Origin of the sequence: Victivallis sp. Marseille-Q1083 (genome assembly GCF_903645315.1) — a bacterium.
Taxonomy (GTDB): Bacteria; Verrucomicrobiota; Lentisphaeria; order Victivallales; family Victivallaceae; genus UMGS1518.
Genome location: NZ_CAHJXL010000001.1, coordinates 2428474 through 2449758, shown reverse-complemented (window position 1 = coordinate 2449758; position 21285 = coordinate 2428474). Strand labels below are relative to the sequence as shown.

The 21285-nt window shown below is 55.9% G+C and carries 19 protein-coding genes; 11 read left to right on the top strand and 8 right to left on the bottom strand.

What is annotated here, in order from left to right; translation table 11 throughout:
• The first annotated feature begins 19 nt into the window (after window positions 1-19).
• A complete protein-coding gene (locus HWX74_RS10040) occupies window positions 20-1489 on the top strand; it encodes a polysaccharide biosynthesis tyrosine autokinase (protein ID WP_176013407.1) in 1470 nt (489 codons plus the stop codon).
• A gap of 58 nt (window positions 1490-1547) precedes the next feature.
• Here the strand turns inward: HWX74_RS10040 and HWX74_RS10035 are convergent, their stop codons facing one another.
• Window positions 1548-1991 (bottom strand): response regulator, encoded by a 444-nt coding sequence (locus HWX74_RS10035; protein WP_176013406.1) that lies wholly within the window; start codon window positions 1989-1991, stop codon window positions 1548-1550.
• A gap of 305 nt (window positions 1992-2296) precedes the next feature.
• Here HWX74_RS10035 and HWX74_RS10030 point away from each other — a divergent pair, with 305 nt between their 5' ends.
• From HWX74_RS10030 to HWX74_RS09995, 8 genes are all read left to right on the top strand, one after another.
• Complete coding sequence (locus HWX74_RS10030; RefSeq protein ID WP_176013405.1) at window positions 2297-2779, top strand: hypothetical protein; 483 nt, start codon at window positions 2297-2299, stop codon at window positions 2777-2779.
• 18 nt (window positions 2780-2797) lie between these two features.
• The gene (gene kdsB / locus HWX74_RS10025) at window positions 2798-3544 is read left to right on the top strand and encodes a 3-deoxy-manno-octulosonate cytidylyltransferase (protein ID WP_176013404.1); all 747 of its coding nucleotides are present in this window, start codon (window positions 2798-2800) and stop codon (window positions 3542-3544) included.
• The gene (gene kdsA / locus HWX74_RS10020) at window positions 3541-4365 is read left to right on the top strand and encodes a 3-deoxy-8-phosphooctulonate synthase (RefSeq protein ID WP_176013403.1); all 825 of its coding nucleotides are present in this window, start codon (window positions 3541-3543) and stop codon (window positions 4363-4365) included. The genes kdsB and kdsA overlap by 4 nt, the downstream gene beginning before the upstream one ends.
• On the top strand, window positions 4343-4861 hold the full coding sequence (locus HWX74_RS10015; RefSeq protein ID WP_176013402.1) for an HAD family hydrolase: 519 nt from the start codon (window positions 4343-4345) through the stop codon (window positions 4859-4861). Before kdsA ends, HWX74_RS10015 begins: the two co-directional genes overlap by 23 nt.
• Window positions 4858-7845 (top strand): LptA/OstA family protein, encoded by a 2988-nt coding sequence (locus HWX74_RS10010; RefSeq protein ID WP_176013401.1) that lies wholly within the window; start codon window positions 4858-4860, stop codon window positions 7843-7845. Before HWX74_RS10015 ends, HWX74_RS10010 begins: the two co-directional genes overlap by 4 nt.
• A 137-nt stretch (window positions 7846-7982) precedes the next feature.
• Window positions 7983-8726 carry an LPS export ABC transporter ATP-binding protein gene (gene lptB, locus HWX74_RS10005; RefSeq protein ID WP_176013400.1) on the top strand — a complete coding sequence of 248 codons (744 nt, stop codon included), beginning with the start codon at window positions 7983-7985 and terminating at the stop codon, window positions 8724-8726.
• Window positions 8727-8756: 30 nt separating this feature from the next.
• On the top strand, window positions 8757-9113 hold the full coding sequence (gene raiA / locus HWX74_RS10000) for a ribosome-associated translation inhibitor RaiA (protein WP_176013399.1): 357 nt from the start codon (window positions 8757-8759) through the stop codon (window positions 9111-9113).
• Window positions 9114-9208: 95 nt separating this feature from the next.
• On the top strand, window positions 9209-9580 hold the full coding sequence (locus tag HWX74_RS09995) for a hypothetical protein (protein WP_176013398.1): 372 nt from the start codon (window positions 9209-9211) through the stop codon (window positions 9578-9580).
• Between the two features lie 404 nt (window positions 9581-9984).
• Here the strand turns inward: HWX74_RS09995 and HWX74_RS09990 are convergent, their stop codons facing one another.
• The 5 genes from HWX74_RS09990 to HWX74_RS09970 form a co-directional block, all read right to left on the bottom strand.
• A complete protein-coding gene (locus HWX74_RS09990) occupies window positions 9985-11034 on the bottom strand; it encodes an IS110 family transposase (protein WP_176011898.1) in 1050 nt (349 codons plus the stop codon).
• A 313-nt stretch (window positions 11035-11347) separates the two neighbouring features.
• Window positions 11348-12031 carry a hypothetical protein gene (locus HWX74_RS09985; RefSeq protein WP_176013397.1) on the bottom strand — a complete coding sequence of 228 codons (684 nt, stop codon included), beginning with the start codon at window positions 12029-12031 and terminating at the stop codon, window positions 11348-11350.
• A gap of 77 nt (window positions 12032-12108) precedes the next feature.
• A complete protein-coding gene (locus HWX74_RS09980; RefSeq protein ID WP_176013396.1) occupies window positions 12109-13353 on the bottom strand; it encodes a hypothetical protein in 1245 nt (414 codons plus the stop codon).
• Between the two features lie 861 nt (window positions 13354-14214).
• Window positions 14215-15003, bottom strand: coding sequence for an AraC family transcriptional regulator (locus HWX74_RS09975; RefSeq protein WP_176013395.1), 789 nt, complete (start codon window positions 15001-15003; stop codon window positions 14215-14217).
• An 84-nt stretch (window positions 15004-15087) separates the two neighbouring features.
• Entirely contained in the window at window positions 15088-15321 is a 234-nt protein-coding gene (locus HWX74_RS09970) for a hypothetical protein (protein ID WP_176013394.1), read from the bottom strand.
• Window positions 15322-15552: 231 nt separating this feature from the next.
• Between HWX74_RS09970 and HWX74_RS09965 the strand changes: the two genes are divergently transcribed.
• Window positions 15553-17532: a carbohydrate binding domain-containing protein gene (locus tag HWX74_RS09965; RefSeq protein WP_176013393.1), complete on the top strand. Its 1980-nt coding sequence runs from the start codon at window positions 15553-15555 to the stop codon at window positions 17530-17532.
• A 5-nt stretch (window positions 17533-17537) separates the two neighbouring features.
• The gene (locus HWX74_RS09960; protein ID WP_176013392.1) at window positions 17538-18464 is read left to right on the top strand and encodes a nucleoside hydrolase; all 927 of its coding nucleotides are present in this window, start codon (window positions 17538-17540) and stop codon (window positions 18462-18464) included.
• 376 nt (window positions 18465-18840) lie between these two features.
• Here the strand turns inward: HWX74_RS09960 and HWX74_RS09955 are convergent, their stop codons facing one another.
• Both HWX74_RS09955 and HWX74_RS09950 read right to left on the bottom strand, forming a co-directional pair.
• The gene (locus tag HWX74_RS09955; protein ID WP_176012100.1) at window positions 18841-20163 is read right to left on the bottom strand and encodes an IS1380 family transposase; all 1323 of its coding nucleotides are present in this window, start codon (window positions 20161-20163) and stop codon (window positions 18841-18843) included.
• A 259-nt stretch (window positions 20164-20422) separates the two neighbouring features.
• The gene (locus HWX74_RS09950) at window positions 20423-21133 is read right to left on the bottom strand and encodes a YoaK family protein (protein ID WP_176013391.1); all 711 of its coding nucleotides are present in this window, start codon (window positions 21131-21133) and stop codon (window positions 20423-20425) included.
• Between the last annotated feature and the right edge of the window lie 152 nt (window positions 21134-21285).

The following is a 21285-nucleotide window of genomic DNA, read 5'->3' as shown; positions in this document are numbered from 1 at the left end:
CGCACCATGGAGTGAAAGCATGACATTGTCGGAAACACCCTGGGTCAGTCAACTGAATTTCGCCTGGCGGCTGAGCCGCCGCCACTGGCGGTATCTGCTGCTCTTCATTCTGGCCGGAATCGCCATATCGGCGCTGGTCTGCGCGCTGATCACGCCGCGCTATCGCTCCATGCTGTCATTTTTCACCTGGAACCAGTCGCTGGGCAAAGCCGTCGCCGAAGCGCAGGACGACAATCCGGAAAATCAGGCCAAAGCGGTCATGCTCTACAACAATATCATCGCCCAGTCGATGAACATCGGCCAACGGCTGATCGGCGACTACCGCAAGATCATCAACAGCGACAAAGTCAAAAAAATGATTCAGGCAGACCTGGCGGCCCGGGGCTTCCGGCCGCCTTATCATTACGATCTCAAAACCCAGGCCGACCGGCAGTCCTGCATCATGACGCTGGAAGTAACTTCGCCCGACCGGGAGCTGGCTTACGCCGCGGCGGAAGCGGCAATGGTCGCCTTCACCGCCGTTCAGAAAGACCTGATGAGCGTCTATTTCGCCGAAAAGATCGACGATGCCACCCGCCCCCTGACGCCTTATACGCCGCGCTGGCCGCTCGGACTGGGACTCGGCGCATTTTTCGGCGCTCTGATCGGTTTCGGGGTCATCTGGCTGAAAGAATATCTGGATATGACCATCAAAGCGCCGGACGACCTGCAGGAGATCGAACTGCTGCCGCTCGGCATCATCCCGACGGTCGACAACCTGGCCGTCCGGCTGGCGGAACGCGACCTCGACGGCAGTTCCCGGCTGTTGACCGCCATGCTGGACAACTATCGGATCATCAAAACCACCATCTGCTATTTGAACGCCGATCATCCGCCGCGGCTCATTCAAATCACCAGCGATATCCCGGGCGTCGGCAAATCGACTTCGATCCTGTTGCTGGCCAAAGTGCTCGGCGAAGACAACCAGCGGGTGCTGGTCGTCGACTGCGACCTGCGCAAGCCTTCCCTCAAGAACAAGCTGAATCTCAATTGCAAAAACGGCCTGGTCGACTGCATTTTCAACCGCAAACCGGGCGACGACCTCGCCGAATTCGTCGAAAAAGATGTCTTTCCGCACGTCGATATCATTCACCACGGCGTCATCCCGCCGGCGCCGACCCAGCTGTTGAACAGCGAACGTTTCGCCGCGCTGCTCGCCGAGTTGAAACAGCAGTACGATTATATTCTGCTGGATTCTCCGCCGATTCAGGGCATGGCCGACGCGATGATTCTGGCCAACCTGGTCGACGGCGTCATCATCGCCGCCCAAGCCGGCCGTACCCGGCGCGACCACCTCTCCCGGGTCATGGTGCAAATGGGAGTGCTCAAGAACAAATTCCTCGGCGGCGTCATCACCAATGTCAGCGACAAGTTCAACAAATATTATTACAGCTATGGTTACGGATACGGCTATGGCTACGGCAGCGGAGAAGAAGAGGAAAACGCCTGATGGCCGGAGCGGTTCAGCAAAGCGGCAAAAGGAGCCGGACGACCGGGAAAGAAACCGGTTATTCCATGGTAGCGGCGGCAGAAGCCCTGGCGTGCGGTTTGCGGCTCTGGTCGAGGATGCGGCGAATCGCCGCGGCGACCGCCGGCAACCGGTGCGGCTTCGGCAAAAAGCCGTTGGCCCCCTGCTTCAACAGATCCTGAACTTCATCTTCGGAAACAAAACCGCTGGACAACAGAATATTGGCGTCCGGATCGATCTCCTTGATCCGGTAAAACGTCTGATGGCCGCCGGCCTTGGGCATCACCATATCCAGCAGCACCAGATCGATTTCATCCGGATTCCCCCGGTAAATCTCAACCGCATCCAATCCATTTTCCGCCAGCAGCACCGAATAGCCCAACTCCTGCAACGCCTCGATCAGAAAATCCCAAATCGTTTCATGGTCGTCGACAATCAGAATCGTTTCCGTGCCGCCCGGCAACTTGTTGATAAGTTCAGCCATACTTCTATTTCCAAAGTTTCAGTCATTACTCTTTCACGCCTCTCTTGTTCCTCTTCCCCAGCATATATTATACTGGAAAAATGTAAAAAAAGCAATGGGGGCCACTCAAAAAAGCCGATTTTTTGCCCTTCCCCCAACGGAGCGCCGCCCAGTCCGCGACGGTTTTTTACGGATTCACCCCGCCGGCTCTTTGCAAAAATCCCAAACAGATAGTAAGTTATTGAACGGGGTTGCCGCGTCCTCCGGCGTCGGAGCAGGATTCCCCGCCGGAACATACATATCGACTTTGTAAGGCTGAGGATATTTTGAAACTGAAGAAACTGTATTCCGCCAAGTTCAAAAAAGATTATGTCGCCGCTTCGGCCGTCATCATCTTCATCGGACTGGTCGCGTTGGAAATCATGCTGGCGGTGGCCATTCCGCTGCATCTGCGTTCGGACCAAGTCTGGGCGCATCAGGTCTTGCGCCAGCAGACGCTGACGTTGTTCGACTCGTTGCGCAACAATATCGCCAACGTTCAGCCGAACGGCAAACAGGTCGCCGGCGAAATGCAGTTGTTGTCCGACAATCTCGACCGGCTGGCGGTCTTTCTCCGCACCAACAACAAGCAATTGACCACCGAGCAATTCCAGTTGTTGAGAGAGGATTTGCAATTCATGAACCAGGTGTTCAACCGATTGAAAGCCAACCGGCCTTACGGGGAGCCGCGCACGCTGGATCCCGCTGCTTTTATGAAACAAATCATTCAGCAGGCCGACACCATCGAGCAACAGCGGCCGGCCCAATAACTTGCGAAGGATTTTTCGATGAACGACCCAGTAATCGCCGTCATCCCGGCCCGTTATGCCAGTACCAGGTTTCCCGGCAAAGCGCTCGCCGAACTGTGCGGCAAACCGATGATTCAACATGTTTACGAAAAGGCGCAGGCCAGCCGGGCCGACCTGGTTGTCGTCGCCACCGACCATGAACTGATCAAAACCAAAGTCGAATCGTTCGGCGGCCGGGCGGTGATGACCTCCCCCGACCACCCGTCCGGCACCGACCGGATTTTCGAGGCCATCCAGGGGCTGCCGGGCGACATCGTCATCAACCTTCAGGGCGACGAGCCGCTGCTGCCGACTTCGGTCATCGACGCATTGATCGAATTGATGCAAAATCGTCCGGATTGTCCGATGGCAACGGTGGCGGTGCCGGCGCCGCGGGCCCGCCTGGCGGATTCCAATATCGTCAAAGTCGTTCGCGGCGCCGACGGCCAGGCACTCTATTTCAGCCGGGCGCCGATTCCCTTCCTGCGCGACGGCGGTACCGAGATGCCGCTCTACCAGCACTGGGGAATCTACGCCTATCGGCGCCGTACTCTGGCGCGTTTCGTCGCCCTGCCGCCGTCCCCGCTGGAAAATTGCGAAAAACTCGAACAGCTCCGGGCCCTGGAGAATGGCATCCCCATTCAAGTTCTGCTCAGCCGTCTCTCCAGCATCGGCGTGGATACGCCAGCCGACCTGGCCGCGGCGGAAGCGCTGATGAAGCAGCAGAGGCTGGAGGCGAACCGATGAACGCCACGTTGTCATTGCCGGGATATTTCACGATCGGCGGCCAGCGTCTGACGCTGTTCGGCGGCCCCTGCATGGCCGAAAGCCTGGAGCTGTGCTGCGAAGTCGCCGCGTTCCTGCGCGAATTGTGCGGGGAGCTGGACATTCAATATGTCTTCAAAGCCTCTTTCGACAAGGCGAACCGTTCCAGCGGCAGTTCCCGGCGCGGGCCGGGTTTGGTCAAAGGGCTGGCAATGCTCCAGGAAGTGAAGTCGCGTTATCACCTGCCGGTGGTCACCGACATTCACGAATGCTGTGAAGCGGCGGCCGCGGCGGAAGTGGCCGATATTCTGCAGATTCCGGCCTTCCTCTGCCGGCAGACCGACCTGCTGGCCGCCGCCGGAGAAACCGGACGGGCGGTCAACATCAAAAAGGGACAATTCATGGCGCCGGAAGATATGCGCGGCGCGATGGAAAAAGTTTATGCGACCGGCAACCGGCAGGTACTGCTCACCGAGCGCGGCAGCTCTTTCGGTTATCACAACCTGGTCGTCGACCTGCGTTCGCTGCCGATCATGCGCGGTTTCGGCGTCCCGGTGGTATTCGATGCCACCCACTCGGTTCAACTGCCCGGCGGCCTCGGCAATGCCTCCGGCGGGCAGCGCGAATTCATCCGGCCGCTGGCGCGGGCGGCGGCGGCAGTCGGCATTGACGCATTGTTCGCCGAAGTGCACCCGTGTCCCGACCAGGCCTGGTCGGACGGCCCGAACTCGCTGGATTTCCGCTCGGCGCGGCAAATTTTAACGGAAGTAAAACGCATCTATGATCTCACAAGAACAATTTGACCGAATCAAAGCGATCGTCCTGGATATCGACGGCATCCTGACCGACGGCCGGATCGGCTATGACGGCGAAAGGGAAATTAAATTTTTCCACGTCCGCGACGGACACGGCATCAAACTGGCGCAACGGGCCGGCTTGAAAGTCGGCGCCCTGTCCGGCCGCCGGGCCGAAGCCAACCGCCAGCGGGCCGCCGAGCTGGGCTTCGCCTTTCTCTACGAAGGCGAAAAAGACAAACGCCAGGCTTTCGAAAAGTTGCTGACGGAGCAGCAACTGAAACCGGAAGAGTGCCTCTACATCGGCGACGACGTCGTCGACCTGCCGGTGATGCGCCGGGCCGGGATCGCCGTCACCGTGGCGGACGCCCCGGATTATATGGATCGCGCCGCCGCCTGGCGCACCCGGCTGCCCGGCGGCCGCGGCGCGGTCCGGGAAGTGATCGACGAACTGTTGCGGCGGCAGCAGGCATGGGACAAACTGATGGAGCGCTATTTATCGTGAAATTTTCAACTTTTTCCGGCATCGCCGCGCTGCTGGTGCTGGGGAGCCTTGCCGTGACGGCCGCCCCCCGCAAAGGCGAGATGGCGGATGAATTGCGCAATGCCAGGGCCAGCGAGGCCCGGATGCCGATTTACCATGAGAACCGTTTGCAATTCCTCGTTTTCGGCAGCGAACTGGCGATGCACGGCCAGTCGGTGCTGGCGTCGGAACCGATCATCGATATCGTCCGCAAAGGCGTCGATGTCGATGACGTGACCTATCAATCCGACCGCCGCCACATTTACCCGTTGTATGCGCCGGCCGAAACGGTCTTCGACTACTGGAAGAAGCATCTGCACAGCGAAGGCATCATTTCGGCAAACGCCGCCGAGATCAATCGATTGGCGATGACCGCCTCCAGCGAAGAGCCGGTTCTGTTTCGTTCGCCGATGCTGGATCTGGACGGCATCGGTTTCGTCGCCGATTACTCGAAGCGCACGCTGCTGATTCAGGACAACGTCAAAATCCAGATCCGGCCGGCCTTTTCCCTGGAAAGTCTCGCCGCCGACCAACCGCCGGCCGACAAGCCGGTCAAAGTCTGGGCGGACAAGATGTTCATCGACTTCGAGGCGAAACTGGTGACGCTGACCGGCAATATCCGCGTCGACGACGAACGCGGCCGGATCAACTGCGATCAATTGAAATTGACGCTCAGCGACGATCAGGCGGCAACGCCGCCGGCGGACGAAGCGGAGGCTCTCGGCGCCATCAACGGCATATCGAGTATCGAATGTCTCGGCAACGTCATCATCACCCGCCATTTGAATGAAGAAGACGCCGCGTTCGGCGACCAGCAGGCCACCGCCGGCCGGGCACTCTACGACGTGGTCAACGAAGTGATCACGCTGACCGAAGAAAACCCGACAATACAGCGCGGCAGCGACCGGATCGGCGGCCAGCGGATCGTCCTCCACCAGAAGGACAACCGGATCAATGTGTCCGGCCAATGCCGTTTGCTGGCCCGCCTGCCTCAGCAGGACGGCCAAACGACCGCCGAGCCGACCCTCGTCACCTCGGAGGAGATGGATCTCGACGCCGGCGCCAACCTGGCGACGCTGACCGGCAATGTGACGATTTCCGACCCGAATGCGCTGATCACCTGTCACAAAATGCTGTTTCATCTGGTCGATCAGCCGGGTAACGCGCCGCTGCCGGCGGATGATTCGCCAAGCGGCGAATTTTTCGGTGGCGGCGCCAAAACCGTCGACCGGATCGAATGTTTTGACGACGTGATGATCACCCGCAAACTGCCCGAAGCGGAACAGGCCGACGGCAATCAGACCGCCCGCGCCAACTACGCGGACTACACGGTTGCCGACGGCACAATCACCCTCTCCGGCGGCCTGCCGACCCTGGAACGCGGCAGCGACCGGCTGAGCGGCCGGACCATCCGTTTCAACCGCAACACCAATCTGGTCGACCTGGCCGGCGACTGCGTACTGTCGATGCACCTGCCCCGCGAAGGCGTCAAGGCCGATCAGCCGACCGTCGTCCATTCGGACCGGATGCAATTCGACTATGCCGGCAATCTCGGCACCTTTTCCGGCAACGTCCGGATCGTCGACCCGACCGTCAACGTCGAATGCAACACGATGACCATTCAACTGTCCGATCTGCCGGGCGAACCGCCGGTGGCGGCACCGGTTGAGCCAACCGGTGCGCCGGCGCTGCTGCCCGGCATGGATACCGCCCTGGTGCCGGGCGGCGGCAAGGAAGTGACTGAAATCGTCTGTCTCGGCGATGTCGTCGTCCAGCGCAAAGACGCCGCCAACGGGACGGAAACCGAAAAGGCCTCCGCCGGCAAAGCGGTCTATCATTACAAGGAAAGCAAAATCATCCTCTCCGACGGCAATCCGCTGATCATCCGCGGCCGTGATTCCATCAGCGGCCGCGAGGTGGCCATCCTGCTGGATGAGGAACGGCTGATCGTCGACCGCGACAGCAAGATCATTCTGGAATCCCTGCGCAACGGCGTCTTTCAGAGTGCCGAGCCGGCCAGAACGATCGTCAAATCGGATTACACCGACCTGAATTTCGGCGACAATGTGCTGAGTTTCGCCGGCAGCGTCAAAATCACCGACCCGCAGTTGAACCTGACTGCCGACAATCTGAAAATTTATCTGCTGGACGATGTGCAGCCGGCCGCGGTCGAACCGGCCGCAGATCCGGCCGCGATGTTCACCGGCGGCCGCAAGACGGTCAACAAAATCGTCTGCGACGGCAATGTCAAGGCGCACGATCCGCGGGCCGATCTCAATTGCGACATGCTGACGCTGCTGTTCCGGGAAAATGCCGCCGGCAGCGCACTGACCAGCCAGGGCGGCACCGAATTGTATCAAATTCTCTGCGACGGCAATATCAAACTGGTGGCCCGGGATGAGTCGCCGGAAACCGGCAATGCGGCCTTCGACGAACTCGGGCTGCAGTTCACCGGCGGCAGCGGCGGCGAACTGCACGCCGACCACGGCTCGATCCAACCGGCCGACAACCGGGCGGACTTCCTCGGCAATGTCCTGGTGTTCGACGAGGCCGGCAACAAACTGACCAGCGATGAGCTGACCATCCTGGCGGCGGAGGTGTCCGCCGCCGCTGCGCCGCTCGACGAGGACGATGAAAACTTCGATATCTGGGACAACGGCGGCGAACCGCAGCAGATCAGCATCGGAGCCGGCAAAGAGCTGAAACAGATCATCGCCCGGAAAAATGTCCACATCGGCCGGACTCTCAATGGCGTGCTGCAGCAGGCCACCGGGGAAAAAGCGGTTTACGATGTCACCAGCCGCCAGGTCAACATCACCGGCAGCGAGGCGAAACTGCCGACGCTGGAATACGGCAAGACGGTGCAAACCGGCCGGGAAATCATCATGGACGTCGACTCCGGGCGTATGCAGATACTCGACACCGAACTGCGGAACGTCGATCCGGCGTCGCTGAAGGAATTTTAATCGGGAACTTTCGAACACAGGCACAAGTCTATAACAATATGTGCGGTTACTTTTTCAATGAAAAAATGAAAAAGCAGCTTGCCGTCGACTCCGGGCGGTATATAGTAAGCCTTGGAGTGAGATGAAGAAGGGTGAGTATGGAAGTTGAAAAAAATCAGGATTATCTGATCAAAGCGGAAAATCTGGTAAAAGCCTATCGCGGACGTCGGGTGGTAAACGGCGTATCGATGCATGTGAAAGCCGGTGAAGTGGTCGGCCTGCTGGGGCCGAACGGCGCGGGAAAAACGACCAGTTTTTATATGATCATGGGTCTGATTCGTCCCAACGAAGGACAAATCACTTTTCGCGGCATCGATATCACCCATATGCCGATGTACCTGCGGGCACGGTTGGGGATGGGCTACCTGGCCCAGGAACCCTCCATCTTCCGCAAACTCACCGTCGAACAGAACATCATGGCAATTCTCGAAACGCTGGCGATTTCACGCAAGGAACGCAAAGAGCGGCTGGAACAACTGCTGGAAGAGCTGGAATTGACCCGGCTGGCCAGGCAGAAAGCGATGACGCTCTCCGGCGGCGAGCGCCGGCGGCTGGAAATCACCCGGGCGCTGGTGACCAATCCGGCCTTCATCCTGCTCGACGAACCGTTCAGCGGCGTCGATCCGATTGCGGTGTACGACGTGCAGCAGATCATCGGCCAACTGCAGCGGAAAAACCTGGGAATCTTGATCACCGACCACAACGTGCGGGAAACGTTGTCGGTGGTGGACCGCGCTTATCTGATGAGCTGCGGTGAAATCATGCTGGAAGGAGACAGTGATTTTCTGGTAAACGATGACAAGGCGCGGGAGGTATACCTCGGACCGCGGTTCACCATGTAACAAGCGACCCCAAAACAAAGGAGCAGAGCTATGCAAATTATTATCAGCGGTCGGCATTTCGAAGTCAGCGAGCCAATGAAGCAGCGCATTGAGGAGCAGCTCAATTCGTTATTCGCGGATTCCACTTTGAAAGTATCGACGGTGCGCGTGGTGCTGGCCTTGGAAAAATCCCGGTGTATGGCGGAAATTACCGTCAACATCAAAGGATTCGATGTCCAGAGCACGGCGATGGGGTACGATATGTATAAAGTCGTCGACGAAGCGATCCACAAAGTGGAAGTCCAAGTCGATAAATATATTGACCGGGTACAGGATCACCACCGCAAACCGTCGCTGAAGGAACTGGAAGCCATCGAGGCAAAGGCGGCGGTGCCGGAAGAGGTTTGAAACCGGTCGGGTTCCGGATGTCGTTCAGCCGGCGGCAATGTCCGCCGGCTGTGTTCTAAAATAAACCTGATTCATAGCGAGAGGATGATTCTATTATGAAAGGTTTTTTTGTCTGGATGGCGGCGGCCGTAATGGCGGCCGGAGTATTGACCGGCTGCGGCGACAATGCCAAAGTCGATGAAACCAAAACGGTGGCACAAATCGAAGCCGAGCTGCCGAAGCTGAACGAAGCGCAAATCAAAGCGCAAATTGAAGCATGCCAGAAGGCACTGGAAGCCAAGAAAGCCGAACTTGACAAGTTGGCGGCCAAGATCAAGGACATTCCGCTGACGGAAATACTCAGCGATGAATCGACCAAGTTGAAAGACGAGGCCAAAAAGCTGGGCGAATCGGTCAAAAAACTCACCGACCAGATTGCCGCCTACACCAAAGGGCTCGAAGCCAAGGGGAAGGAAGCGGCCCGGTAACCGCACGGTTGAAAAGCGGCCGGAGTTTTTGAGCCGGCCGCCTTTCAAGCTCCCATTATGAAAAAGTCAAGAGACTGACTCTTTCTTTGTTTGTATTTTTCCTGTTATTTGTTGTTATTTGCGAAACTCCGCCTCAAAGGGCAGAGGACTTCCATCTGTAAATATTTTTACAGTCTTCCAATTAAAGATTATCTTCTGGTTGCGGTTCGGGCAAAAATCGGACACTATTATTGACGACAACTCTTGAATGAATTCAAGGTTTCGCATTTTGCTGTTCCACTCTGAAATAGCACTCGCAAACTGTTTTACATGATCCCCTCGGATCAAGGAGCAAACGAACGACGTGTTAAAAAGAACCGAATTTCACAGTCACAGCAAACAGAATCTCCGAAACTACTTAAATCTTATTCACTTGCGGATACCATGTAATCACGTTCCTGGAGCCACACGGCCCGAAGCGCATAGAGCAATTTCTTGCCGATGATCGAAATAGCCCGTTGTGGACTGGCCCCCTTATGAAGCAAGGCTCCATATCTGGCCCGAATCTCCAGATTGTACGACACCGACCTCCACGCCGACTGGATCAGGATGGCATGCAGTTGCTTTTTCTTGCGATTCCCGGCGGATTTGACGGCCTCGTGTTCGCCGCTGCCGACCAACCTCGGTGCGAATCCCACATACGAGCTCAGCGAATCCTTGTCTTCAAAGCGCAGCAAGTCCCACAATTCGGCCTGCAGCATCACCGCCGTATGAAACCCGACGCCAGGTATACTCTGTAGATGCTTCTGTACTTTGTCGCGCTTCAAACGCTTCAGACACCGCCGTTCATCGCGGATCACATGCAGTTTCTCTTCTCTGAGAAAACGCAGTTCCCGCAACATGCTCTGCAAGGCATAATCGTAACGCTTTGCCGCGTCCGCATACATCATTTTCAAAGAACTTCCAGACCAACTTCCAAACTTCAACCCCATAAAATTCAGGTGTCCTTTGATCCGGTTTTTGACCCTGGTTATATTGCCGGTCAGTTTCGTTTCACGTCTGACCAGGTTTCTCAATTCCAAATTATCTTCAGGCGGAATATAGATCCCTTCCAATGTCCGGTTCTCCAGTTCCCGCGCCAATTTTCGGCTGTCCACCGCATCGTTCTTGCGGTCGCGCTCCTTGCCGCTGGTCGGCACGTCCGCCGGGTTGATTACGATATTCTCAATCCCGAGCTCACACAATCGCCGGTGCGCCCAGAATCCGCTGAATCCTGCCTCGTAAACGCTCCGGTACTCGGCGCCCGGATAGTTCATCTTCAGATACTTCGCCAACATCTCAGGGCTCGGATTCATGCTGAACTTGTCCAGTTCACGGTGGCAATGCCGCAAATTCACCACCCAACTTTCCTTGTGCACATCAATTCCGACAAATATCACTTGACCTTCGAACGATACCGTGCTACATTTTCTCATGGCTGATGTCTCCTTTTGTGATGTTTTAACTGTCTGCATGACTCTGTCCGTCAGAGCCGATGTCTTATTTTACAGTATCACATCTTTGAGAATCAGCCTCTTTCATTTCATAACCGCTACCTCATTCCTTTTTACCATAGCAACTGTTTGAAATAGGAAAGGGGCGGCCGGCACAAGCCGTTTATGTAAAAAAATCCGCACATGGCGTGAAACAGGATCAGACGAATTCGGCACATTTCCATCGCCAATAAAAAATTCCAGGAATCACTCATGACCGCCCGGCCCGGAGTCGCGTTTCGCGGGAATTTTTTCTTCATGAAACCATTCTTCCTCGTCTCCCTCTGCCCGGCATTCTTTTCCGCCAGCGAAGCAAACGACGCCAAAGACGGCGGCGGGGAGAAGTAATCAACAGTACCGTCAACAGCATCGGACTGAACCAGAAGCAGTACAATTCATTCCACCCGGAGCCGTACAAATCCGCCAACAGCCAGCAAACAGTTATGCAAGCCAGTATTCTCCACCCTCCTTTCCACGCCAGCGACTTCATCCACGGTCTCTTCATCAGCAGGAAACCAACCCGTCCGACCAGATACCCGACCGGCAACAGATAGAGAAAACCGCCGCACAGCCAGCAGCGGGACAGGAAAAAATCGTCCCATATTTTCCAACGCATCATTTCAAATCTCAATCCAATCGAAAAAATCAGGAAAAGCCCGGCAGCAAACAATAAAACGCCACGGTCATGCCTCCGCCCGCAGCACCGGAAAGCCTGTCCCAACGCCAGGCCGTAGATGAATACGACCGCGAGGCCGCCGAATCCCAACGGAATCGAGAGAGGATAATGCGGCGGACAGCCATTCCGCCATCCCCAGAACACCGCCAAGCCCGGGCCCCCTATCAAAACAGCGGCAGCCCGGCTGAAAATTCCCGGTTGCAGCCAGAGCGCCACGGCCATGATCAGCAACGCCCAGTAATTGAGCAAAGCATCTTCCGGCATCCAACTCACCGCGCCCCCGAGGACCAGTAACAATATGGCGGCCGTCAAGGCAAAAAAATTCCAGGAGTCTCCCCTATCTATTGCTCCGGCTCCCCCTCCCCGGCCTCTTTTCCGCCGGCGGCCGTCGTCAGCGGAAAAACCAGGTCATCTCCGGCCCCATCCGCCGCGATGCGATCATAGCCGATACTGAACACCGTTCCTGCCGGAAACCGGTAACCGAACGGCCGGCCGCTATAGGGATCCTCGGGCAATTCAGCCAGAAATTCCGGCACCAGTTCGTCCAGCTGCACCGGCAGCCGGCCATGCCGACGGCGGAAACATTCCAATGCCAGCCAATAACGAATCCCCCGGTTGACCGCGCGGAAATGAACCATGGCTCTGGCGTATTCCAGCAGGGTACTTCGCCGTTCCAGCAGCGGCGGCGGCAGATAAATGGACGGCCACAGCGTGCCGTTGCAATTATTTACGGTCTCCCGGTACAAATCTTCGAGCACTCTGGCATAACGATGAACCAGGCGGTTCCAGTCGGCCTCGTTGCGATAGGAGAGTCCCTGGCAATACTGTTCCCGCCAGCAACCGTTCTCCAACCCGTAGGCTTCCTCCTGCAACCCGCGCACAAAGGCCTGAAACAACGCCATCTCGACAGCCTGCCGCTCAGCAGCCAGTTGCCGCAGCGCTTCATCCGGGACGTCACCACGTCCGGCGGACACCACCAATGGTGACAGCAGTGTCGCCGCCGCCAGGTCCAGCCGCCGGGCATGTGCCACGCTGTCCAAAAAAGGATAGCCGGCAACCAGCCGGACCAACCGGTTATGCTGCCGCCAAATTTCCGGAAGTTCGCAGCTCCGTCCCGCGGCCGAACATTGCCGGGCCAATCTCAGAAGCAAGGAGGAAAAATTTTCACATCCGGACAATTCCGGCCAAGGCAGTTGAGCCGGTCCCTGCCGGAAATCGGAAACCAGCGGCAAACGTTCCGCCGCCAAATAAGGCTGCCAGACAGCCATCAGCGCGTCCAGTTCGGCCCGCGTCTCCGGAGACTGTACCGCCGCCTTCCCCGACCATTTCGAGTTCAGATCAGCGGTTTGCCGCAGCAGAGTCATAAATGCGGCGGCCTCCGCCGGTTCCGCCGCCGGGTGGCGCGCAGCCATTTCCCGCCCGGAGCAAACAAAACCGGACGTTTTCAATTGCGCCCAGGTCCGCCGCACTTCCCGGCGTTCCTCGGCGATGAAATAACAGCGCAGAAAAACATGCAGCAAAATCACCGTCACCGGGAATGCGAATCCCAGCAGCACCAGAAGCCGCAGCAACGTTTTTTTCTTCATCCATTTCACCCGATTGCCCATGTACTGTCAAAACATATCATGGAAACCATTTTTTTATATAAAAAATCCACCGTTTTACTCTAAAAAAAATGAAAATAATTTTGGCGGCACTTGGTGCCAAGCCGTTACAAAAATCCGCCCGGTTCCGGAAAAAATGACGGCAATCCCGGGCGGAGTACCGAAAAAAAGGATCAAAAAAAATTAAAATATCAACTTTTCTTTACAATAAAAACAAAAGCCGGGTCATAAACAAATTAAATTGATAATTGCGCTTTTTTCTTAAAAATATTTTTACTTTTCCCGTCCTCCGGCCCCATCGGACAGATCGCATATTAAACGTTTTATGGTCAAGAAGATATCATAAATAATTTTTTTCTGGCATGAAACCGGCTATCATTCCGGTGGAAGAAACTAGCATTACAGAAAGCTCCGGCAGCCGACCGCTGCGGCGGTGTTGGGCCGGAGAACTGTAACAGCGATCCGCAATTGGGAATGTTTCCTTCGTTCCGCGACTTATCGCCATCGAAATGGCTACAAGCGGGCGGGAAAACCTGACTGGGGATCTATCATTCGTCAAGGAAGCGGGACGAATGGTCGGCAGGCCGGGCAAAACGGTGCCCCCTCCCAAGAGGAGTCCTTGCCGACCGCTGACGGCCGGTGGAATATGCCGACACTGGATAAGAGGAGCCGTAACCGGCAGTTCATTATATTTTACGGTTGGGGACCGGACAGAATTGGAAGAGTCAAGAGGAGACCGGAACCGAACCGATCGGCAGCCGTGCCACCTGGCGGCTGTCGATTTTTTTATTTCGGCAGTGAAATGATTTCCCTGCGCGGCCGTGAACCCAGGCGAGCATCGACTTACAACCGGATGAAATCGTTGGCATGCTCCTTGCGTTCCTCGACGATCAACCGGTAGCGCGAAGGGGTGCAGTGATGAATTTTGCGGAAAGCCCGCGAAAAATAGTTCGGATCGTTGTAACCGCAGGCCGCCGCCACATCGGAGACCGCCAGATAACTGTTGAGCAGCAACTGCCGGGCATGGGCCATGCGGAAATTCTGGATGAACAGCAGCGGCGAATGCCCGAAACGGCGAACGAACAGCGTTTTCAAATGGCTCTGGCTGACATTGGCATGGCGGGCGACATCGCTCAACTCGAAATTCCGGGCAAAATTCCTTTCGATATATTCGAGCGCCTTCTGCAGCGCCGGGTGGAGGTCCTGGCTGTCCGCCTGTTCCTTTTCAAACTGCTTGATCCGCTTGATCAGCGAATAAATCAGGCCGTCGCAGAGGTCATAGTTGGTCTGAATGCTCAATTCACAAATATCGTGGACCAGATGAACGATCCAGCGGTCTTTTTCCACCTGAAGCACCCGGGTGGACGAATCGAAGAAGGACGGCTCGACCGAAAAGACGACAAACAGCGTCTCCACATGTCCGTGGTTGATCTGGTTGTGCTCGGTTTCCGGTGAGATGATCAGCAGCGTACCGGGAGTCGCCAGCACATTTTTATTGTTGAGCGTCACTTCGCACTCACCGCGCACCAGATAAATCAGCTCCGTCGCCGGATGGGAGTGGAACTGAACGTTTTTGGAATCCTTGAAATACGATGCCTGGGAAAAAATGGGAAAATTCGAAACATTGCCCATAATCAACCACCCGAAAATCGTTCTGTGCTGAATTAACCTTAGTAAAGCCGGGCATTATGCCATTGACTTTCCTCGAAAAGTATTCTATTCTTCCAGGCGAATAAAGTCAAATCGTTTTTGTAACTTTTTGCCGCACTCCCGGCTCGTTCCAATCCCCAGCCGTTCCGCCGCACCGGGCGGCGGAACGGTAATTTCACGGCGGCCGCAACCGGCGGCAGCTTCGATTTTAGTGCTAGTGAACAAGCGAAAATATCCCAATGATTTCTGCCGTTCTCCGGCCGGAAAACCGGGCCGTTCCGGCATTATCTTTCTTAACATGAATGCGGTAGTTTTTCTTCCATTCGCCGGACGATTCCGGCGCCTGCAAACAGAAAAGTCTTTTTGTGCTATATTAAGACCAGATTATCAAGCCTTATGCTATTGTCTTTGCCAGTGAAATGCAGTATACTTAAATCATTGACGGGCCGGAGTGGCGGCTTGAGGAGCGGCAGTGGTCGAAACGTTTGTCAGAATTCAACCCCAAACGGAAAAAATTACGGATCAAATCGCATGAACTACCATAAAACAATTTTATTTTCCTTTCTGGTCCTGTGGCTCGGCAGCCAGGGCGTTGTCGCCGACAATCTGGTCCGCAACGGTTCCTTTGAAAACGGCAGCGCGCCATGGAGCGCCGTCGACGGCGAGCAGATCAAAGTGGAACGCGGCGGCGGCCGCAACCAGACCAGCGGTCTGAAATACACCCGGCTGAAACCGGAAGACTATCACCGCACCCTGGTGCGGACCGAATTGCCGAAGCCGCAGCCCGGCGTCAAATATCATTTCGGCGGCTGGGTCAGGCCGGTGGATTTGGAAGGCACCGCCAGCGTCTGCGTCGAAGTCTCGCAGGACGGTAAATATCTGTATGGCATTTACGCCAATGAAGTCCGGGGCGGTCAAACCGATTGGCAGCCGATCGAAGCGTCCTTCATCACCCAGGGCGAAGATCCGGCGGACTGCAATTATGTGTTGACGGTTTACCTGCGGCCGGAGGCGACCGGCACGGTCTGGTTCGACGATATTTTCATGGAGGAAGACCAGCCGGAATGGCTGGTCAGTCAGGCCTGGCCGACCCATGAGTCGATCAGCAGCCGGGACGGTAAAATCGAATTGAACAGCTATTTCTTCGGCCAGTTCGTACCGGCCGACGATAGCGGCAGCGAAGTGCCGCTGACGGCGCGATTGACGCTGAAAGCCGGTGATCAAGTGCTCGCCGAACGGCAGGTCCCGGTCGAGAACCAACGGATCAAAGCCGTTTTCGGCCGCTTGCCGGAAGGCGACGCCAACTTGTCGGTCGTACTGCAAACCCCGGACAATCCGGCGGTGGCCGAACGCCAGCTGCCGGTGACAATCTCCGCCGCCGGGTCGCCGGAAGGCAGCAGTTGCTTCATCGACGAATACGGCCGGGCCGTCGTCGACGGCGAACCGTTCATGCCGCTTGGCCTCTACCTGCTCGGCGTCGTCGACTGGGATCTGGATTTGATCGCCGAAGGCCCGTTCAACACGGTGATGCCGTATGCCATTCTGGACAAAAGTTCCTTCGAGGAAATCGATGCGATCATGGATCATGCCGACGCGTTGAACCTCAAAGTGATTTTTTCGCTCAAAGACCTCTATCCGCCGGGCGTTTCGGCCGCGTCGCTGATCAGCTGGAACGGCATCGAAGGCGATGAAAACCTGGTCCGCCATCTCGTCGGCCGGCTGAAAACGCATCCGGCTCTGCTCGCCTGGTACATCTGCGACGAATCAGCGCGCGAACAGTTGCCGGCGCTGATCAAACGCCGCCGGCTGATCAATGAGCTCGACCCCAATCATCCGACCTGGGCGGTTTTCTTCCAGCGCAGCGATCTGCCGTATTACCTGCCGTCGTTGGACGTGCTCGGCGTCGATCCCTACCCGATCTACAGCAAAGACCGGCGGGATATGGTCATCGTCGACCAGATGGGACGCCAGACCGACCGGATTGCGACCGCCTACTGGGCGGTGCCGCAGGCACACAACATCGGCCACTACGACGCCGAAGCGGCCAACGACCTGAGCGTATTTCAGGAGAAGTTCCGTTATCCGACCGAACACGAAATGCTGGCCAACTGCATCCTGCAGGCCATCTACAACGCCAAGGGATTCATCCTGTACTCCTATTTCGATCTCTACAAAGGGCCGGAGGAAGGTCAATTCGACCGGCGCTGGCCGGAAGTGTGCCGGGTTGGCGACCGGCTCAAATCGCTGCAGGATTTCATCCTCTCGAACCAGGCTGGACCGGCGGTGAAGGTGACGACGGCCGATGGTCTGGTGCGGGCCCGCTGCCTGACCGACGGCAACGGCAATTACCGGCTGCTGATTGCCGGAGTCGAGGCCGGCTGGAACCGGGCGGAAGTGGAAATTGCCGGGGAAATCGGGCCGTTGCACTCCACGTCCGGCCATACCCGCGCGCTGGGCAACGGCAAATATCTCTTCGAAGCGGAAAACATCAGTTGCGACATTCTGGAATGACGACTATGGCTACAGCAGATAAAAGACCGGTCGATATCATCATCGATACCGACGCCGCCAATGAAACGGACGATCAGTTCGCCATCAGTTATGCCCTGCTGGCGCCGGAACGGCTCAACGTGCTGGCTGTTTACGCGGCGCCGTTCCTGCACTGCCGGGTCAATTCGCCGGCCGAGGGCATGTTCAACAGCTACTGGGAAATCCGCCGGATCCTCCATTTCTTCCCGGCAATGAAGGTGCCGGTTTTCTACGGAGCGACCGATTTTCTGGACAACCGTTCTTCGGAGCCGACCCAGGCGACCAGCCATCTGATCGAACTGGCCCGGCAGCATACGCCGGAACAACCGCTCCATATCGTGGCGATCGCCGCGCTGACCAATATCGCGGCGGCGCTGCTGCTGGCGCCGGACATCGCCGACCGTCTCTGCGTCAGTTGGCTGGGCAGCCATTCCTATCGCCAGCCGCCGGCCGAATTCAACCTGGAACAGGATTTGCTGGCCTCGACGGTCGTCTTCAACGCCGATGTGCCGCTGCGTCTGTTCCCCTGCCTGGGAGTGGCGCAGAATTTGACATTATGCCTCGACCGGGCGACGGCGTTGCTGCGCGATACCGGAGAATTGGGAGAATTCCTGCTGAATCGCTACCGGCGCCAATATACCTTTTCGTTCGGTTATCTGCCGCCGGAAGGGAAAATGCTGTCGATCTGGGATCTGGCCCCCTTCGCCGCTTTGATGGATGAAACTTTCGCCGAACTCGCCGTGGAAAACCACCGTCACATCCAGCGGGAACCGCTGGCCTGGCGCGAAGCCCCTTCCCGGCGGCAGGATCTGGTTTGTCAAAAACTGGCGGTGGAAGCCATCTTCGAGCATTTCAGGGCCTGTCTGGAACGTCACCACCGCAGTTGCCCGGTGGCGCAATCCTGCAATTTCTAAAGAGCTTCATCCGCAACCGCAGCACGCCGGATTGCGGCTCACCGCTTCCGGAACGGCATTGATCAGGACCTCGGCCTTTTCCGCTCCGGCAAGCTGGAGCACAACAAATCGAAATCCTCGAACCTCCTTTCCCGGAAAGTCCCGGCAGCGGCCAACGGAAGGTCCGGACAGACGCCGCATTCAACCAGCCGCCGATTTGGCCGTCAATGATTGCCTAACCTGAATGTTGCATGAAACTTTCGAATCGTCGAGAAATGTTCAGAAGATTCGGAAGTTTTTATTTTCAGAGTCGGATATTGTCGTTTTTTTGCAAATTGAGCATATTCCCCCTTTCCCCCGTTGTTGTTCGGCGAGCCGGGGACAGCTCTCCAAGGTTTTATTCCCAAGCGATGATTTTCGCAGCGATCAAGCGGAGGAGTTCCTGATTTGGACAAGCACTTGAAAGAGCAACATAAATTTTTCTGGTATTCCGCCGAATAATGGCACCGATTTTCACCAGGTATAAGCGAATGCTGCCGCAGGTAGCCTCGGCAAATTGAGTTCCTGTCAACAACAATGCCCGAAACCGTTCCATGAGAATATAAGCCAAACTTGAAAGCAGAAGCCGGAATTGATTTGCCGCAAAGTCATGGCAGCTCGTCCGATCAGCGAAAAGATCCAGCTGCTGTTCCTTGATCCTGTTTTCCATCTCACCTCGGGCGCAATAGACTTTTTCATAAAGATATTGTCCATCATCATCAAGATTGGTGACGATAAAACGATTATTCGGTCCGGGGGAGTTGAATTCCGCTTTGGCAATCACCCGGCGCGGGTATTTCCAAGTTCCTGCCGCATATTCGAACTGAGTAAACAGTTTTGCTTTTTCATGTGTTTCGTTGTAAAGTGCTTCCGCTTTCACTTGAAGATCTTTTGATAATTCCAGCAAACGTGGATTTTTCGCCAATCCGACAATATATTTGACCTCATTTTTATCACACCAGTTCAGCATTTTCTGCCGACAAAAGCCACTGTCTCCCCGGAAAATAATCTTAACCTTCGGCCATTTCTGCCGAAAGCGCTTTACCAGTAGCGAGAGAATCGCCCAAGCATGCTTGGCCGCATCAATTTTTGATGGACGCAAATAAGCCACAAGCAATTGATCCCCGCAGAAAACATACAACGGCAAAAAGCAATAGTGGTCATAATAGCCATGAAAAAAGCGATTTTCCTGCATCCCGTAAGTGAGGTCATCGGTAGCATCGAAATCAAGAATCAATTCTCGAGGCGGCGTGGAAAAACTTTCGATAAAGAATTCGACAAACAATCGGCTCAAATCTACGCAAGCACGACGATCGATTCCATTTTCGAATCGACATAAAGTGCTTGGAGTGGCGAGTTGACGATCACGACCGACAACAGTTTGAATCAGCGGATCAGTTCGCAATTCATGATGGTCATTGAGATCTTCATGGCCGGCAACCAAACCAAAAACTCGTTGACGAAGCATGCTCAGATAGGAATGTTCAACTTTTCCGGGCTGTCGAATATCAAAAGAATCCAGCAGGTTACCGGCGCGCCGGGTCAAACCGAGTTTGCGGTCGAATTCTTTCACAAAAAGCAACCCGCCGTCACTGCTGATATCTCCACCGGCGAAATTGAATTCAATTTTTCTGCTTTTCGGACCTTGAAAGACCGGAATCGAAACATTACATTTTGTCATTGGCAGACCTCGGCGTTATATTGTGATGTAAGATATTACAATATAATACGTTAGTCGAGAATCTGCCTCTTTGTTTTTGAAAATTTACGCAATATTCAGGCTAAAAAAAAAGAGGTGTTCATTTCCCGGCTCGGCATCCTCTACCCGGCAGACGAAGCGGACGAGGAATCCATACCGCTGCGGGAACAATCGGCTGAATCCGGTGAAGGCCGCTGGCCGGGCGGGAAACGGAAAACCCGGACCGGGGCTATCGCAACGTTCAGGCATGAAACCGCCTCAGCTTGCGAAACGAACGCCGCCAGGAAGCAAGTTCCCGCCGGGTGGTGATCAGTCCAAAGACCGCGCATAAACCGGCCGGCACCAGCAGGAAGACATACCGTCCCCAGCAATGGAGCAGAACCGCTCCGGCAACGGCGCCGAAAATGAAACAGACGATCACCCCGTAATAATGCAGCGCTTTGCGCCATTCCCCCGGATCCCGGCCGACCCAACCGAGAAACAACGCTTCCGTCCCACTGCGGAGATTGCCGGTACACATCGTCGAGGCGAACGGCAAACCGCGCACCCGCCGGAAAGTCTGCACCTGCAGCGCACAGACAAAGGAGATCAACGCATTGACGATGAAGTCGAACTCACCGTATGGAACGAAACAGACCGGAGCCAGGCACAGCAGTTCCAGCAGGATCACGCATTGGTGCCAGGTGATTTTCCGGAAAGCCGGCAGCTTGCGGTGGACGATTTCGGCGATAAAAATTCCCAGCGCGTAGAAGAAGATGGCGAACAGGTATTTTACGCTCTGTCGCCACTCCAGATGAGCCAGGTGAAAACCGCAAAGCACCATATTGCCGGTCACCGCATTGGCAAATACCTTTCCCCGGTAAAGGTAGGTGTAAATATCCAGAAAGCCGCCGATGATGCTCAGGACACAAGCCGCCGTCAGGCGTTCCGCATTTGCCGATGTGTTGTTCATGCTGCCGATTTTCTTTTGTAAACCGATATAAAATACACCGCCGGGAGAATTTGTACAAGTCCCGATCCGAAACGCATGCCACAGTTGCCAAAAAACCGCCAAACCGACTTGAAAAAACCGGCGGGAATGGTATGGTAACAATGTATATCGAG

Coding starts and splice junctions, on each gene's coding strand:
- HWX74_RS10040 (WP_176013407.1), top strand. CDS start 20: ATGACATTGTCGGAAACACCCTGGGTCAGTCAACTGAATTTCGCCTGG.
- HWX74_RS09955 (WP_176012100.1), bottom strand. CDS start 20,163: ATGACAAAATGTAATGTTTCGATTCCGGTCTTTCAAGGTCCGAAAAGC.
- HWX74_RS09980 (WP_176013396.1), bottom strand. CDS start 13,353: ATGAAGAAAAAAACGTTGCTGCGGCTTCTGGTGCTGCTGGGATTCGCA.
- HWX74_RS10035 (WP_176013406.1), bottom strand. CDS start 1,991: ATGGCTGAACTTATCAACAAGTTGCCGGGCGGCACGGAAACGATTCTG.
- HWX74_RS09960 (WP_176013392.1), top strand. CDS start 17,538: ATGGCTACAGCAGATAAAAGACCGGTCGATATCATCATCGATACCGAC.
- HWX74_RS09995 (WP_176013398.1), top strand. CDS start 9,209: ATGAAAGGTTTTTTTGTCTGGATGGCGGCGGCCGTAATGGCGGCCGGA.
- HWX74_RS10015 (WP_176013402.1), top strand. CDS start 4,343: ATGATCTCACAAGAACAATTTGACCGAATCAAAGCGATCGTCCTGGAT.
- kdsA (WP_176013403.1), top strand. CDS start 3,541: ATGAACGCCACGTTGTCATTGCCGGGATATTTCACGATCGGCGGCCAG.
- HWX74_RS09975 (WP_176013395.1), bottom strand. CDS start 15,003: ATGGGCAATGTTTCGAATTTTCCCATTTTTTCCCAGGCATCGTATTTC.
- HWX74_RS09990 (WP_176011898.1), bottom strand. CDS start 11,034: ATGAGAAAATGTAGCACGGTATCGTTCGAAGGTCAAGTGATATTTGTC.
- HWX74_RS09970 (WP_176013394.1), bottom strand. CDS start 15,321: ATGTTAAGAAAGATAATGCCGGAACGGCCCGGTTTTCCGGCCGGAGAA.
- HWX74_RS09985 (WP_176013397.1), bottom strand. CDS start 12,031: ATGCCGGAAGATGCTTTGCTCAATTACTGGGCGTTGCTGATCATGGCC.
- HWX74_RS09965 (WP_176013393.1), top strand. CDS start 15,553: ATGAACTACCATAAAACAATTTTATTTTCCTTTCTGGTCCTGTGGCTC.
- HWX74_RS09950 (WP_176013391.1), bottom strand. CDS start 21,133: ATGAACAACACATCGGCAAATGCGGAACGCCTGACGGCGGCTTGTGTC.
- lptB (WP_176013400.1), top strand. CDS start 7,983: ATGGAAGTTGAAAAAAATCAGGATTATCTGATCAAAGCGGAAAATCTG.
- kdsB (WP_176013404.1), top strand. CDS start 2,798: ATGAACGACCCAGTAATCGCCGTCATCCCGGCCCGTTATGCCAGTACC.
- raiA (WP_176013399.1), top strand. CDS start 8,757: ATGCAAATTATTATCAGCGGTCGGCATTTCGAAGTCAGCGAGCCAATG.